Origin of the sequence: Tenuifilum sp. 4138str (assembly GCF_041102575.1) — a bacterium.
Classification (GTDB): domain Bacteria; phylum Bacteroidota; class Bacteroidia; order Bacteroidales; family Tenuifilaceae; genus Tenuifilum; species Tenuifilum osseticum.
Window position 1 is genome coordinate 286,804 of record NZ_JBGCUE010000001.1, and the last position, 15,781, is coordinate 302,584.

General features: G+C 40.3%; 16 protein-coding genes and 1 riboswitch. Of the genes, 8 read left to right on the plus strand and 8 right to left on the minus strand.

From position 1 onward, the window contains the following. Positions 1 to 4: 4 nt before the first annotated feature. The 8 genes from crtD to AB6811_RS01210 all read left to right on the plus strand — a co-directional run bounded on the left by crtD (position 5) and on the right by AB6811_RS01210 (position 8,720). Positions 5 to 1,459 (plus strand): 1-hydroxycarotenoid 3,4-desaturase CrtD, encoded by a 1,455-nt coding sequence (gene crtD / locus AB6811_RS01175; RefSeq protein ID WP_369488369.1) that lies wholly within the window; start codon positions 5 to 7, stop codon positions 1,457 to 1,459. Position 1,460: 1 nt separating this feature from the next. Then, positions 1,461 to 2,099, plus strand: a complete 639-nt coding sequence (locus tag AB6811_RS01180; RefSeq protein WP_369488370.1) for a carotenoid biosynthesis protein — start codon at positions 1,461 to 1,463, stop codon at positions 2,097 to 2,099. A 14-nt stretch (positions 2,100 to 2,113) separates the two neighbouring features. Continuing rightward, complete coding sequence (locus tag AB6811_RS01185) at positions 2,114 to 2,737, plus strand: lysophospholipid acyltransferase family protein (RefSeq protein ID WP_369488371.1); 624 nt, start codon at positions 2,114 to 2,116, stop codon at positions 2,735 to 2,737. After that, positions 2,734 to 3,831, plus strand: coding sequence for a glycosyltransferase family 2 protein (locus AB6811_RS01190; RefSeq protein WP_369488372.1), 1,098 nt, complete (start codon positions 2,734 to 2,736; stop codon positions 3,829 to 3,831). The genes AB6811_RS01185 and AB6811_RS01190 overlap by 4 nt, the downstream gene beginning before the upstream one ends. 10 nt (positions 3,832 to 3,841) lie before the next feature. Next, positions 3,842 to 4,585 (plus strand): tetratricopeptide repeat protein, encoded by a 744-nt coding sequence (locus AB6811_RS01195; RefSeq protein ID WP_369488373.1) that lies wholly within the window; start codon positions 3,842 to 3,844, stop codon positions 4,583 to 4,585. A 493-nt stretch (positions 4,586 to 5,078) separates the two neighbouring features. Beyond that, positions 5,079 to 6,056: a pepsin/retropepsin-like aspartic protease family protein gene (locus AB6811_RS01200; RefSeq protein WP_369488374.1), complete on the plus strand. Its 978-nt coding sequence runs from the start codon at positions 5,079 to 5,081 to the stop codon at positions 6,054 to 6,056. Beyond that, the gene (locus AB6811_RS01205) at positions 6,053 to 7,492 is read left to right on the plus strand and encodes a glycogen-binding domain-containing protein (RefSeq protein WP_369488375.1); all 1,440 of its coding nucleotides are present in this window, start codon (positions 6,053 to 6,055) and stop codon (positions 7,490 to 7,492) included. The genes AB6811_RS01200 and AB6811_RS01205 overlap by 4 nt, the downstream gene beginning before the upstream one ends. Before the next feature lie 187 nt (positions 7,493 to 7,679). Beyond that, positions 7,680 to 8,720 carry a hypothetical protein gene (locus AB6811_RS01210; RefSeq protein ID WP_369488376.1) on the plus strand — a complete coding sequence of 347 codons (1,041 nt, stop codon included), beginning with the start codon at positions 7,680 to 7,682 and terminating at the stop codon, positions 8,718 to 8,720. Here the strand turns inward: AB6811_RS01210 and thiD are convergent. The 8 genes from thiD to AB6811_RS01250 all read right to left on the minus strand — a co-directional run bounded on the left by thiD (position 8,717) and on the right by AB6811_RS01250 (position 15,775). Continuing rightward, a complete protein-coding gene (gene thiD, locus AB6811_RS01215; protein ID WP_369488377.1) occupies positions 8,717 to 9,478 on the minus strand; it encodes a bifunctional hydroxymethylpyrimidine kinase/phosphomethylpyrimidine kinase in 762 nt (253 codons plus the stop codon). The two genes, AB6811_RS01210 and thiD, sit on opposite strands and share 4 nt — an antisense overlap. A gap of 64 nt (positions 9,479 to 9,542) precedes the next feature. Then, the gene (thiC, locus tag AB6811_RS01220) at positions 9,543 to 10,826 is read right to left on the minus strand and encodes a phosphomethylpyrimidine synthase ThiC (RefSeq protein ID WP_369488378.1); all 1,284 of its coding nucleotides are present in this window, start codon (positions 10,824 to 10,826) and stop codon (positions 9,543 to 9,545) included. After that, a complete protein-coding gene (gene thiE / locus AB6811_RS01225) occupies positions 10,798 to 11,454 on the minus strand; it encodes a thiamine phosphate synthase (RefSeq protein WP_369488379.1) in 657 nt (218 codons plus the stop codon). The genes thiC and thiE overlap by 29 nt, the downstream gene beginning before the upstream one ends. Then, positions 11,447 to 12,223, minus strand: a complete 777-nt coding sequence (locus AB6811_RS01230) for a sulfide-dependent adenosine diphosphate thiazole synthase (protein WP_369488380.1) — start codon at positions 12,221 to 12,223, stop codon at positions 11,447 to 11,449. The genes thiE and AB6811_RS01230 overlap by 8 nt, the downstream gene beginning before the upstream one ends. A 62-nt stretch (positions 12,224 to 12,285) precedes the next feature. After that, positions 12,286 to 12,378, minus strand: a riboswitch (TPP riboswitch). A 68-nt stretch (positions 12,379 to 12,446) separates the two neighbouring features. After that, on the minus strand, positions 12,447 to 12,749 hold the full coding sequence (locus tag AB6811_RS01235) for a heavy-metal-associated domain-containing protein (RefSeq protein ID WP_369488381.1): 303 nt from the start codon (positions 12,747 to 12,749) through the stop codon (positions 12,447 to 12,449). 23 nt (positions 12,750 to 12,772) lie between these two features. Beyond that, positions 12,773 to 12,982 (minus strand): heavy-metal-associated domain-containing protein, encoded by a 210-nt coding sequence (locus AB6811_RS01240; protein ID WP_369488382.1) that lies wholly within the window; start codon positions 12,980 to 12,982, stop codon positions 12,773 to 12,775. A 23-nt stretch (positions 12,983 to 13,005) separates the two neighbouring features. Next, on the minus strand, positions 13,006 to 15,210 hold the full coding sequence (locus AB6811_RS01245; protein WP_369488383.1) for a TonB-dependent receptor: 2,205 nt from the start codon (positions 15,208 to 15,210) through the stop codon (positions 13,006 to 13,008). 100 nt (positions 15,211 to 15,310) lie between these two features. After that, positions 15,311 to 15,775 carry a hypothetical protein gene (locus tag AB6811_RS01250; RefSeq protein ID WP_369488384.1) on the minus strand — a complete coding sequence of 155 codons (465 nt, stop codon included), beginning with the start codon at positions 15,773 to 15,775 and terminating at the stop codon, positions 15,311 to 15,313. Positions 15,776 to 15,781 lie beyond the last annotated feature (6 nt).

Sequence of the window (15,781 nt, forward strand, 5' to 3'; positions counted from 1 at the left end):
AAGTATGCAAACGGTTTCAACAGTAGGGGCGGGAATTGGCGGAATTGCCACAGCAATCCGATTAGCGCGCAAGGGGTATAGGGTTAAAGTGTTTGAACAGCAACCTAATGCTGGTGGTAAATTGAATGAGCTAAGACTTTCAGGTTTCCGGTTCGATGCGGGACCATCGTTATTTACTTTACCACAGCTGGTGGATGAACTTATTGCTGGCGCCAACACTTCGGCATTCAACTACCAAAAGTTGGAGTTAATTACTCGGTACTTTTTCCCCGATGGCACTGTCCTTGATGCATGGGCTGAGCCTGAACGCTTTGCCGAAGAGGTTGCCCAAAAGTTTAACGACAAGCACACCGATGTGCTGCGTTACCTAAAGGAGAGTAGAGAGCTTTACGAACTTACAGCCAATACTTTTGTTTATAGTCCTTTCCCTCAGCTAAAGAACTTTTTTACCCTGCAATCGCTCAAACTTGCCATGAATCCTAAAAAACTCAAGGCGTTTGAAACCATGCACGAGGTAAACTGTAAGTACTTTTCTGACCACCGAACAATCCAACTCTTTGATAGGTATGCCACATACAATGGTTCAAACCCATACCTTGCACCCGGAACGCTTACCATGATACCCCACCTTGAGCATAATATTGGAGCTTACTTTCCTACAGCAGGGATGTATGCCATAACCACCGAACTGGTTAAAATTGCCCAAAACCTGGGTGTTGAATTTGAATATAACGCTCATGTGGATAAGGTTGATATCAGAAATGGCCGAGTGGTAGGCATTAAGGTAAATGGAAGTAGTGCTGAAAGCAACTATGTGGTCAATAACACCGATATTTTCACGGCATACCAAACACTTTTACACGAGGTCCCTTTAGCCAGCCGATTGGCTGCACAGCAGCCATCATCATCTGCATTAATCTTTTACTTTGGGGTTAAAGGTATACACCCTAAGCTCGATGTCCATAATATCCTCTTTACGTCCGATTACTACTCGGAATTTAAGGCCATGGAGCAAGGTTCAATTTTCAACGACCCAACCGTTTACATTTTTATCACCTCAAAGCGTATTGCCGCTGATGCTCCCGATAGGCATGAGAACTGGTTTGTGATGATAAATGTACCTCCAAATACTGGGCAGGACTGGGATGAACTAAGGCTCAAAGCCCGCGAGGCAATACTTGTAAAAATTAAACGTATGTTAGGTATTGATTTGGCTAGTTTAATTGTAGCCGAGGACTATTTGGATCCCGTTCGGATTGAGAAACGTACCGGGTCGTTCCGCGGTTCGCTTTATGGAATTAGTTCCAATAACAGAATGGCAGCGTTCAACCGCCATCCAAACAGAAGTAAAAATGTTAAAGGTCTTTACTTTGTTGGCGGAAGCGTTCACCCAGGCGGAGGAATTCCGCTTTGCCTAGCTTCGGCCAAGATTGTTGATAGCTATTTCAAACCCTTGTAGCATGAATCGGCTTGCTGGATATTTTAGGGTGATAATCCCCATAGCATACCTTATTGGCATTGTGGGTATCTCAATAAAGATAGATAATCCACAATACTTTAAGGTTACTTCCATTTTTGTTCCAGTATCGTTTTTGATACTAATGTTATTCCACAGACCTCATAGTTTTAGGTTTTGGATTACATTGGCATCGATTGGCTTAATGGGTTTTTTAGTTGAGGCCATTGGAACTAACACGGGTCTGATTTTTGGCCAATACACGTATGGCAGTTCTTTGGGTTTTGGAGTGTTTGGAACACCCCTGAATATGGCCATTAACTGGATGATGCTTGTATACCTTGTTGCCTTTGTGTTGCAGAAATGGAGTATCAACCCTATCCTAAAATCGGGGGTATCAGCTATCATCCTAACGTTGTTTGACTGGGTGCTTGAACCGGTAGCCATCCGGCTCGATATGTGGCGGTGGGATTTACAAACCCCTCCCTTTCATAACTATATCGGTTGGTTTTTATTCTCGTTCATAGTATTTAGCATCTTTTACCGGTTTGCATCAAAATTGCATAACCCGCTTGCGAATACTTTTACGGTAATGCATAGTTTGTTTTTTATCGTTCTAAACCTTATATTTAGGTTGATTTAAAATTTGGTATCGAAGTGATTAAACCGGCACATAACGCATTGTATGAGAGATTCTTCAATGCTTACTTTAACTATATTCTGAGACGTAATTTCAGGGAAATCCGAATTGAGGGCGATTTTGTTCCTGATAATCGCCCAATTTTACTTGTACCAAACCATTTTAGCTGGTGGGATGGTTTTTTTGCATGGAAGCTTAATACCATGCTGCTACACAAAAAGTTTTACCTGATGATGCTTGAAAGTGAGCTTAGCAGGCATCGTTTTTTTGCAAAGCTGGGGGCTTTTTCCATTGCTCCCACATCAAAAGGAATGCTTGAGAGCTTAAGGTTTGCCACTGAGGTTATAAAACAACCCAATAACCTATTAGTTTTTTATCCTCAAGGCAAACTGTATAGCCAGCATCACATGGCACTTGAGTTCCAAAAGGGTATTGAACGTATAGTGGAGCAATCGGACACCTTCAGGCTGCTGATGTGCGCCAATCTTATTGACTACTACGCCTACCCAAAACCATCGATAACCATACACCTGCAAGAGTATGAGCGGCTACAGGATTTTAGTTTAACCCAATTCCAGCTTACCTATAATCTTTTCCTAAAACAGAGCATTCACAAACAGGACAAAATACACAGACAATGATACTGTTTTACCTAGTGCTTCCTATTGTAATTTTTGCAATTATTCGGTTTTTGGTTACGCTTTTCAACTACTTTACTCAACCCTACTTGCAGAACTATCCGATAATATCGTCCGAAACCGTTTCAGTGCTTATTCCTGCACGCAATGAGGAATCCAATATCTGGAGTCTGCTTACCGATTTACAGCAGCAAACCTACGGAAGTATAGAGGTAATTGTTTATAACGATTCCTCAACCGATGCTACCGAACAGGTTGTTGAGGAATTTGTTAGGGTTGATAATCGCTTTCGACTTATAAACGGTAATGCATTGCCCGATGGATGGTTAGGTAAAAACCATGCCTGTCATCAGCTTGCCTTACAAGCAAATGGCAATTACCTTTTATTCCTTGATGCCGATGTTAGGGTGGAGAAAAGTTTTGTGGGGCAAGCCTTGGCTTACATGCAGCATAAGAAACTTCATCTACTATCGTTTTTCCCATACCAGGTGCTAGGCTCATTTGGTGAGGCCATCACTGTTCCTGTAATGCAGTGGATTTTACTGTCGTTATTGCCCTTAAAGCTCGTTTTGTGGAGCCGTCGTCGGTCACTTTCGGCAGCCAACGGACAAATGATGATGTTTAAGGCAGAAACCTACCGTAAACATCGTTTCCATGAAATATATAGAAGCAATCCGGTAGAGGATATTCTAATTGCCAGAGAGATGAAACGATTGAGGTATCGTATTTCCACCCTACTTGGCACGCCAGGCGATATACGCTGTAGGATGTATGCTAGCGGTAGCGATGCCATTGAGGGTTTCTCAAAAAACGTTTGTGAGTTTTTTGGCGGCAATAAGAATGTAATGTTCAGCTTTGCCGCCATTACCACATTAGGGCCTTTCCTGGTGCTATTTTTTATGCCATTCCCGTTAGTTTTTACTTACTTTTTTTCGGTCATAATGGCGCGTCTGTTTATTGCTGACCTCTCCAAACAAAATGTTTTTAAAGCTGTTATACTTTTTCCATATCAACAGATTTCATTCCTGCAAATGGTGATACGCTGGGAAAAAAATCGTAAACGGGGAACTCTGGTATGGAAGGGAAGAAAAATATAATAGTATTTCTATGGCTAAAGGATTATTTTTAGTTGCCATCTTTTCCATTTTGTTGCTTAATCAGCAACCTTTAGTCGCAAGTAGTACCGATGATTTCGACCACCGGCTCTATGTCGCATTTATTTCCGGTAACATGGCCGATTGGGGTAAGGTGTTAAGTGAACTTGAGGCTATAGTTTCAAAAAATCCATCTGCATCAAATCGATTTCGACTTTTACATGCTCAGTATGGTTATATTGGATACCTGCTGGGTGTAAACCAAACAAGCATAGCAAAGCAACTTATTGATAAAGCTGAAAAGCAGGCCAATATTTTGGCCAGCATACCTACCTACCAATCAACTGCCAAAGCCATGCAGGCAGCCCTGTTGGCTTATCGAATTTCAATAAGCCCCTACAAAGCGCCTTTTCTTGGGCCTAAAAGCGCATCGCTAATCGACGAGGCGTTGGCGTTAAACCCCACCAATTACTTTGCGCTTATCGAAAAGGGGAATGCACGGCACTACGCACCCTCAATTGTGGGAGGCAACCCAACCGAGGCGGTTGAACTTTACCGTAAAGCGATTGATCTAATTGAAAAAGAAAATCCGGAGAGTAAGCCCCAGAAATGGTGGTATATAAACACATATACCCAAATGGGACTAGCCGCACAAAAGGCCGGAAATAAAGATTTAGCTAAAAAAATCTACCTAACCATACTAGGCATGGAGCCTAACTACAAGTGGGTAAGGGAGGAACTGTTACCAAAGGTATAATGATGTATAGTATTGCAATTTCAATTTAATAAGGAATAGAATCGCTTGAATTGCTATATGTGAATTTTTAAAACCAAAGTACCATGAATCAAGAATTTCCACTTGGCTAATAAAAATGGGTTGGCAGAAATATTTTAAGAGGGATGGAGCGAATAGAATCACAAGAAACTTCTTAACAACTTTTTTCAATTGATTTGTCGAGGTAATCACGACTTATCAAAATCTTTCATTCCGAAGTTTCGGAATGATTGGATTTTGTAAGTCGATTCGTCAATTGTTTTTTCAATTAATATTTTTTTTAAGAATAACACATTAGGTATGGTTAGGCCGTTTACTTGTTAGGGCAAAATGTAAAAGTATAGTGGTATTTATAGTCTAAAGTGCTACTCTGGTAACATATTTGTTTCTTTATAATTGTTAAAATTCCAGGACAGATTGAAAATCATAGTGGAAACAGGCATTTTTTAATTATTTTTATGAAAATTCAAGCTCAATGAGTTTGTTCCAACTCGATATTTATATGACTGCGTTGTGCCTAGCAGGCACTTTTTGGTACAACTCCACTTTTACCTATAAACCGGAATTTTGTTCTCAGCAAATTACAATTACTGAAACTATTGAAAGTGATGTTATTCATATACCATTAATTAGGGCTGGAAAGTTGCTACTTATTGAAGCAAAAATTGACGACAAAATTGGAAACCTTGTATTCGATACTGGCTCGGCAGGTTTAGTGCTTAACTCTACCTATTTTCGCGATTATGTTAAAACGTTTAATTCTATTTCACAAGGAATTACTGGCTCGATTGAATCAACTCATAGTATTACCATCGATAGTATTTGCTTTGGTGATTTAATATACCGTAACGAGAGAGCTGATTTGGTTGATCTTAGTCATATTGAAAATAGCCGAGGAATAAGGGTATATGGACTTATAGGCTTTAGCCATTTACGTAACTTCGAGGTTGTTATCGATATACAAAATAGCCAACTTACTCTTTTTAGGGTTGACAAGAAGGGAAACAAAATGAATAAAAATGTTGAACACTTTTTTAAACCCGATATTGTTGAAACTATTGAGGAGTCCAATAACGTCGTATTTTTTACTGGTCTTATAGCTGGTAAACCTATTAAATTATGCTTCGATACAGGAGCAGAAATAAGTTCCATAAGCAATTCGTTACCACGAAGCATACTTAGCACAATATCGATAACTAGACGTAAAAGTCTAATTGGGGCTAGTACCGTTAGACGCGATGTGCTATTCGGTATTATAAACGATTTTAAGTTAGGCAATAAAAGTTACTATGGGATGGAGGCTATTATTACCAACCTCTCGTCGTTGGAAAGTGTTTACGATAAAAAATTTGGAGGAATTGTTGGTTACGATTTTCTGAGTAAGGGCATTGTAAGCATCAATATAAGAAAAAAGCAGATGGGTATTTGTTACTATAATGCTGAGGAGGAATGAGGATGAAACTAAAAATGATTTTGCTTTGCGCATATCTACTAGCATCGGTAGGTGCTTGGAGCCAAACCAATCCAAAAAACTCGTGCCGAATTGTAGGCGATAGGCTTGTTTTCACCTATAACTTGAACTGGACGGAGAGCCAAAAGAAAGAATTTATCGATTTATTTGATATTGATAGCGCTGTAATTACAAATATTGAAAAGGGAACAAAAGAATTTACTGTCAATGGAGTTGCATGGAAGTCAAATAAGATATCTGCTTCAGTTTTTGAATTTTCCATGCCGCTTAACGAGGGTTCTGCCATTCAGCAAACGAGGGATAACATTACACTGGAACCAAATATTAAGTACACTTTCGAGGAGGGAGTAATTTTTTCTAATTACGGAGTAAATTACTTTGATGGCGAGAGTGCATTTACTTACAAAAATGGCGTAGCTCACTTTTTCCTTCCCGATTACGACTATGCTAAGCGGGTTTACATTTCAGGTTCATTCAATGCTTGGAGCACCATTAAAACCCCAATGCAAAAAATTGAAAATGGTTGGGTTGTTAGCATTAAACTTCAACCCGGAAAGTATACTTATAAGTACATTGTTGATGGGCGATGGATGCACGACCCTAATAATAAACAGCGAGAGAAGAATGAACACGGTAGTTATAATTCCGTTGTTTACTGCTATAACCATAAATTTACTCTGAATGCTTTTCCGAATGCACAAAAAGTAATGCTTGCTGGCAGTTTCAATAACTGGAATCCTAATGAGCTGAGGCTTAAAAAGTCAGAAAATGGTTGGGAGATTTCTATGTTTCTAAGGGAAGGGACACATGCTTATAAGTACATTGTTGACAATATTTGGGTACTTGATCCAGCAAATAAAGACATTCGTCCCGATGGCAGAGGAAACATTAACTCATTTATTGGAATTGGAAACTTGTTTATTTTTAAACTTAAAGGTTATTTAAACGCAGACAGAGTGTACTTGGCAGGAAATTTCAATGCTTGGAACGACAAGGAATTGTTAATGAAAAAAACTGAAGAGGGGTGGATTTTACCATATAATTTAGCAACTGGTAACTTTGAGTACAAATTCATTGTAGATGGCAAGTGGATTACTGATCCCGATAATCCAAATACAATAGGTAGTGGCGAATATATTAACTCTATCCTGGCTATAAATCCTAATTATAAATTCAAACTAATTGGTTTTTTTGATGCGCAATCAGTATCTGTATCCGGGAGTTTTAATGGATGGAACCGCGATGGCTATAAGATGAAAAAAACATCAGAGGGTTGGGAACTATTGATTTATCTTAAACCGGGTAAACACACTTATAAATTTATTGTTGATGGCAAGTGGATACTTGATCCCGGGAATAAACTATGGGAGCAAAATGAATTTGGAACAGGAAACTCTGTGGTTTGGATAAATCCTTAAACCTCTATTGTTTATATGGTAATTATTATCAGTAAGAATTAAAAACTGTTGAGACCTGTTTGATTTATTTTAAAATTTCGTTTTAATTTTTTCAATCAGCCTCCATTTACTCATTTTGAGCAACACAATCCTTTACGAGTTGAGTATTATCCCGCAAATTCCTACTTTCGCAGTCAAAAATTATTGTATGCGAACATCTCTTTTAATCATTTTATGCGCTTTAACTGCAGTAAAGTCTATTGCACAGGACTCATTAAAGGTTAAGCCAACTGAAAGCGAGTTAAAGCAAAAGGTCTGGGCAAATATTTTTACTTCGTTCTACAGCACACTTACTGGTAGTAATAAGCCTGGCAGCGCATTTGAAATGCCCACGGCGCTTTTGGGATACTCCGCTACGCTTAACGATAGGTTCAAGGCCACATTAGTTTACGATGTAACCCGAACAACAAATAACATTTCTGTGACCGATAGCCTGGGGGAGCCATTGAATGTTCTCTATAATGAGGGAAGTCGATACACCGCTTTTCTTAAAATGGCGGAGATTAAGTATTCGCCAATATCGTTTATCGATTTGCGTGTTGGGCAACTGCTAAATACCCAGTACTTAACCACGCAGGACAGGTTTTGGGGTTACAGGTATATCTACTTCACCTTTCAGGAGGTTCATCGTTACGGTAACCCTGCCGATTTTGGGGCTCAGGTCGATTTAAAGTACCAAAGCAAGTTTCTGGCTCAACTATCAGTTACCAATGGCGATGGCCCTTTCAAACAACAGGACAGCGATTCAAAATTCCTATATTCACTCAATTTGGAGTATTACCCTGTTAAAGGTGCAATTGTTAAGGTTTATACCGATGTTTCGCCTGCGCCCCAAAGCATTTCAAATGGTTATAATAGGAGCGCCCTATCGGTTTTCGCCGGCTTTAAGGGTGACCGTTCCCGTTTTGCCGTTGAGTATAATAGTGTAAAAAACTATGGCTTTACACGGAACTCCGATTATTGGGGTTTTTCGTCTTTTTTAAGCTATACGGTTACATCAAAAGTTGATATATTAGCCCGTTATGACTACGTTAACCGTTCAGCGCCGCTAAACCTCAATGGCTCGCATTTTATACTTGCAGGGTTACACTTTTATCCAATAAAGAATCTGAGTTGCTCAGTTAACCTACGTCACTTAACTGCACCCCAAAGAACAATGCTCTACTTTAGTTTTGGAGTTAGTTTTTAGTGATTATCATTGAACATTGCTATGTTCATACCATCAAAGTACTTTAGGGTATAATTTACTGCATGGTTTAGGGCTTTATTATCGTCAAAGCCTTGTGCATAGCAGCAAGTTATTGCAGTTGAAAGTACACAACCGCTACCATGACTGTATTCGTATTTTCTGCGTTCATGCGATATTTCGATTTTCTCGTTTTCCCCAATAATATAATCTTTGAGTACAATTCCCTCAAAATGGCCACCTTTTAAAAGTACCTTACACTTATACTTTTTTGTCAACCTTTGTGCTGCCTGAAAGGCATCATCGATGCTAGTTATTTTTGTGTTTGTAAGAGCCTCAAGTTCAAACTTGTTTGGTGTAATTAAATAGGCTAAAGGGAATATTCTATCGCTTATTAAATTAAGTGCTTGGTCGGTAATTAATGGTTCACCTCCGCTCGAGATTATTACCGGGTCAACAATTATGGGCACATCCCGTTGATTGCTGAGGAAATCGGCTACAACATTTACTGCTTCAGGAGTATAGAGCATTCCGACTTTGATGGCCGCAAGGGTAAAGTTTTGGGAAATACTTTTAAGTTGATTGTTAAGTTGGTTTGCCGGAATAGGCCATATATGCTCCACGTGCTCAAATGATTGCGTTGTAATAGCTGTTATGGCAGGGTGTGCCCAAACCCCAAAATCGTGAGCAACTATACAATCCCTTGTAATACCAGCTCCATTGCTGGAGTCGTGCGCTGCAATACAACAAATATTAACCATTTTAGAATTGGGTATTTGAAGTTAGCCCAGTGATAATATCTGGGCTAACTTAGTGTTAAACAAATTAGTTAGGGGTTTCTCTGAATGTTTTCATAGCGCATAGCTCACCACACATGGTGCAGTAATCATCGGTATTGCTCTCAGACTCATTTTTTCTTTTACGAGCAAGTTCGGGTTCTAGCATGTAGTCGAACATCTTCTCCCAGTCCAGGTTAAACCTTGCCTGCGAGAGTTTTAGGTCGTTTAGTACGGCTAGTGGTAGCCCTTTAGCCACATCGGCTGAGTGTGCTGCAATGCGACTTGCAATTACACCTTGCTTAACATCATCGATGCTTGGTAGGCAGAGGTGTTCAGCAGGGGTTACATAGCATAGAAAGTTTGCTCCACAGCTGGCTGCTATTGCCCCACCTATAGCTCCTGCAATGTGGTCGTAACCAGCTGCTGCGTCGGTGGTGAGTGGACCCAAAACGTAAAGTGGTGCCCCATCGCAAATGCGTTTCATAAGCTTCATGTTCATTTCAATTTGCGTAAGCGGCATATGACCCGGTCCTTCAACCATTACCTGAACACCTTTATTCCTAGCTCTTTGCACAAGCTCGCCTTGAATGAGAAGTTCATCAATTTGCATAGGGTCATTCGCATCGGTTCCACTGCCCGGTCTAAGACCATCGCCTAGGCTTATGGTAACATCAAATTTTTTGCATACTTCAAGGATTTTATCGTAGTGTTCGTATAAAGGGTTCTCTTTACCCGTTGTTTTAATGTACCTGTAAACAAGTGAACCTCCACGACTTACGATTCCTGTAGTGCGTTCAAAAACATCGAAATATCTAATGGATTTTGTTGTAACTGCACAGTGTAGGGTCATAAAATCTACACCCATTTTTGCTTGGGTTTCAATTTCAGCAAATAGTTCATCGGGGTCAAAAACAAAATTATCGGTTTGCCCAAGTTCTCCTTTTCGGGCAACCACAGTGTAAATTGGTACGGTTCCAACCATTACCTGTGAGTGCTTTAGAATTTCAGAGAGATTTAAATATAAGTTCCCCCCAGTTGAAAGATCCATTATGGAATCGGCTCCGTATTTAGTCGCAATTTTTAGTTTTTCAAGTTCCTCTTTTAAAGAACAGTGTTTACCCGATGTCCCAATATTTGCGTTGATTTTTGTCGACAAGCCATCGCCAATTGCTCTGGCCTTGATATTTCGATTTCTGTTTTTTGGAATTACACATCTGCCTGCAGCTATTTGAGAGCAAAGCCAGTTCGGTGATACTCCATCGTGTAGCGCAGCTTGTTCCATTTCAGGGGTAATAATACCTCTATTGGCATATTGTAGTTGCGTGGTCATACTCATTAATTTTTTCAATTATCATTTTTGCACACTCGTAAAAGAATTCTGTTTGCATTAGGTGTCGGACCATGGCAATACTACCAACGCCGGTTTGCAAAACAGGATCGATGTTCTCAGGGAAAATACCACCAATGGCAATAACAGGAACGGGAGAAAAATCTACAACTTGTTTCAGTTGAGCAGTACCTACTGGGGCATCAGGTTTTGCTTTGGCATTTGTTGGATAGATGGGACCAAACCCAATGTAGTCAGGCCTTTTCTTTAGGGCCTCTTTGGCTTGCTCAATGGAGTGGGTAGATAAGCCAATTTTCATGTTTCCCACTATCTTTCGGGCTTGTTCTATAGGAATGTCATCCTGCCCCAAGTGTAAATAATCCGCATCGCAAAGGGCTGCAATATCGGGGCGGTCGTTTATCACAAGTTTTGTATTAGTCCCTCGTGTAATACTGCGAAGTTCACGGGCAATACTGAGCAATTTCCTATCGTCCAACTCCTTTTCCCTCAGTTGAAGCATCCTGATGCCAAGTTTTACGCACTGCTCTGCAATGCGTGCATATGAAAGGGTAGGGCGTGTTATGATAACATATAGCCCCAAACCCTTTTGTGGTACTTGCGAGTTAGGCATGTTCAAGAACTGAATTGGTGATTATTTCGGAGATCTTTTTGCCTGAAAGCAACATTCCGCCAAAAATTGGCCCCATTCTAAAACTACCACTTACTCCATTGGCTGCCATACCCGAAACAAATAGACCTGGAAATATCTCCTTTGTGTTTTCTGTGGTTGTTTTTTCAGCTTCGTAAACGCTCATACTACGTTCACCAATTACGCTGCCTGTAGGGGTGTTAAGTTTAATGCCATTTTTACGCTCTAAAATTCTTGCAACTTCGCAATCATGGCCGGTAGCATCGAGCACGGCCTTTGAAATAACAATAATTGGATCAACATGAAGTTTTTCCCGATGCACTGGTGCCCAGTTGATTACAACGCCGCGTACCCGTTCATCCTGAATTACTACATCTTCAACGGATATGCAGTTCATTAAGGTAGCACCTGCTTTCGATGCATGGTAAATGAGTGCCGATGTTGCTTGTAAGGAGTCAATAATGTACAAATTATCGGAGTAGTTTTTATAGTCAATTCCTAGCTCCTTTACAATTGGAAGTGCATCGTGCTGGACAACAATATCATTGAACATCATAGCTCCACCCCACATTCCACCCCCAGGTGCTAGTTTCCTCTCAAATAGCACCACGTTTTGCTTAGCCTTTGCCAGGTAATAGGCAGCAAGTAATCCGGAGGGCCCTCCTCCTACAATGGCAACATCTACATTTAGGATTTTTTTGAATTTGTGGAAGTAAGAATCAACAATTCCACTTGAAATTTGAAACTCCATAGCTTATAAGTTTTAGTTAAACATTATAAACTAGGAGATGCTACTTGGGTAAAAGCTGTAATGAGCGAACCTCAAAACTTCCCTACGCAGGTATTATCCTGTTCAGGTTGTAAGGGTATTATCTCAGCCTTACTCAGGCACCCCTAGTTTTGTATGTGCAAATGTAGAAAAAAACGGAAACCGTTGTTTGGTTTCCGTTTAAAATTTTTCAACAAAAAAGGGATTAACCTTTTTGCTTGGTTTCCACTACCTTTGCGGTGTAGCCAAGTTTCTCAATTGCTTTGGCAATTTTTTCGGGGTCGGTTTTTGTGGCATCGTACTTAATGGTTACCAACTTCTTGTCAAGGGTGGCTTCAACCTCCTTAACCCCTTTCTCAAAAACAATATCGCGTTCAATTTTTGCCTTGCACGACTGGCAGTGCATGTTAACCTCAAAGGTGACAGATTTAATTTCAACCTTTTGCGCTTGCGACGTTAATACAGCAAATCCTAGCAGTATTAATGTTAGTGTAATAATCTTTCTCATGGTATAGTAGTATTTGTGGTTACTTATTGTTTCTCAGCAGGATATCCCAACTCTTTTAGTTTTATTAAGGCCTGCTCAAGGCTTGTTTGCGTTTCATATTCAAAGGTTACGGTTTGTGAAACCAGATCGGCTTTCACGTTGGTAATCCCGTTTACCGTAGGTAGGTTTCCCAGTATGGTGTTAACACAACCCATACATTTCATGTTTTTCACTTTAAGCTTTATTGTCATCATAGTGGTTTAATTTAAGGTTTACATTATTTCCAGATGGACATTCTAAATCCGGCATAAAATTTTTGACCTGTTAAGGGGCCCCAAATTTGCGAGGCGTCAAATGTTGAACTCCACGGATTTTCCCACGATACAATAGGGTCTTTCTGGGTGAACCCTGTAAGGTTCTCAACGCCTATGTAGAAATCAAACTTACGAAACAGTTTGGTTACTTGTACATTCATGGTAATGAAAGGCTTATAGTCCGTTTCAAGGTTTAGACCATATCCTTTGGGGAGTCTTCCGCTACCGTTATACTGAATGGTATAGTCGAACTGCCACTTACGCGATGGGGTTTTGTAACCAGCAGTAAACAAGCCTTTGTTGCGGCTTACAAGTGGCTTTTGCTTTAACGTATCGTTAATGGTTTGTTTCACATCGTTTATTCTATATGCCAAGGTAAACTGTAGGTTTCTAATTGGCTCTCCCGAGAGTTCTATCTGTAGGGTATTTGAGTACGATTTCCCTTTCAGATTGTAGAAGTAAACCGCACTGTTATCCCTGTCGATATCGGCAATAAACTGATTTTCAAACCATACATAGTAATAATCGGCGGTTAAACTATAGTTTTGATCCAAAAATTTGAATTTCTGATTCATGCTAATCCCGGCATTCCAGGCTTCTTCAATTCTTGGATTTTCCTCTACTACCAGGTTCCGTGAACTCACCAAAAGGTTTGAGTTCTCAGCAATGAAATTTGGCGATCTGTATCCTTTACCTGCGCTGAACCTAATGGTTAAGGTCGAAACTGGTTTTACCATCCCGTGGAAACGAGGTGTCACAAGAGTGCCAAACCTACTATTTTGGTCAACCCTTATGCCAGCCATTAGTGTAAGAATTTCCAGATGTTTATAGGTGTATTCGCCGTAAATACCTTTGACCCACTCGGTGCGATCGTAAGGGGTGTTATTGAAAGTTTCATCGTACCTATCGTACCTGAGGGTTACGCCTCCTTTAATGTTGTGGTTTGTATTGCCAATATAGGTTATTGCAACCAGGTTGCCGTAGTAGCTAAGCTGTTTGGCGTTGTGCATTCTAACACCTATGGTTGCATCCTGGCTGTGGAGCGATACGGCATTGATAAGCCCAATACTTGTGTTTGGTCTTTGGGAAATGTATCCGGTTTTGTTAAAGGCCTCAAGTAATTGGGTTGAGTACTTTACCCCGTAGGGGTTACCAATCAGGGGTTGAGTATTGGTATAAAACTTAACCTGTCCGGCTAGCCTGTCCTCATTCATAAACTTCACCCCAACTTGCGATTCCCACTTCTTCCCCTGGTACTTCCATCGGTTAAACAGGTGGTACTGCTGGGTAAGTGGGTGGTCAAGGAATTGGTCGTGATTGTGATCAACCCGGTTGCTTAGCATACTTCCATGCACCAGCACCATTGACGATACGGTGGGGGTAACATCAAATGCATAGTTAGCATTTAGTTCAGCCATGCCAAGTGAGTTGGTGTAAAGGTTCAGGTACGACTTTTCCTCTGCCCAGGGTTTCTTGTACTCAATATTGATTTGTCCGGTTATGCTTTCGTACCCGTTGCTGACCGATGCAGTTCCCTTTGATACTTGTATTGATTCCATCCATGGCCCCGGAACATAACTTAAACCAAAGGTTGATGCCAACCCTCGCATTGTGGGTATATTTTCATACTGCATCTGGGTGTATATTCCTGCTAACCCCAGCAGCTGAATTTGCTTTGCCCCGGTAATGGCATCGCTATAAGACACATCAACTGAAGCATTCGTTTCAAAGCTTTCCGATAGGTTGCAGCATGCAGCGCGTGTAAGTTCTCCCGATGTAAGTACAACAGTTTGTATTGGATTTAGCTGCTGTATAAAGGTATTTGCCCTGTCAGCTTTAACCGTTACGGCATCGATATTTATAGTTGATTTCAGGACATGGCGTAACGGAAAACCTACATTCTCAATACTAATGGTATCGGTTTTAAAACCAACGAAACTTATAGCTATCTGGTTGCCTTGCACCTTATTTAAAGAAAAGTAACCACTTTCATCGGTGGTTGTACCAACTTGGCTGTTCAGCCAAATTACGGCGGCTCCTTGGAGCGGAATACTGTCGCCTTTCTCGTTCAGCTCGTAAACATAACCGTACACAAAATCTTTACTCTGTGCTTTAATAATATGTTGAGCTGAAAACCATAGTAACAGTAATGTTAATATGCGTTTCATAATAGAAATTCTTAAATTGTTGTTGAAATCAAATATGAGCGCTACAAGCAAAAAATGAGCGCAATTAAGAGCTGCAGAGAGAAAAAACTCTCTGTAACGATTAAATTGTATGGGCTATTTTTAGCTGATGATTTTCAATGCAGATTTTTTTCCCCGTACTGCAGGGTGGGGCTTTATCCCAATTGGTTTTGTAAGTTGGGATTAACTTTTGAATTGATGTATTTAGCCCTTTGTGTTGGTTTACTGCTATGTACTTTGAAAAAAGATTACCGGTTTCAACCTTCTGAATGTTTGAGTAGCTATCGGTTTTAACCTTTAACACCTCGTTCCAGCATCCACACGATTGCTTTTCGTCAAATTTCAGTGTTTCATCAAAATGAACATTGCAGCAGTGTGCATGTGTTTTGGCGTGTGTGTGGTTGCATCCAGCTTCATTAAAAATGGACAGGTGAATTTCACCCTCGCATTGGCAATGATGTATGAAAAGGTTAAACCCACTAGTGGATAGTAGCACTATAGTTGCTATAGTAATTGATACTATTTTTTGGGTAACCCTTTTCATCATACATTT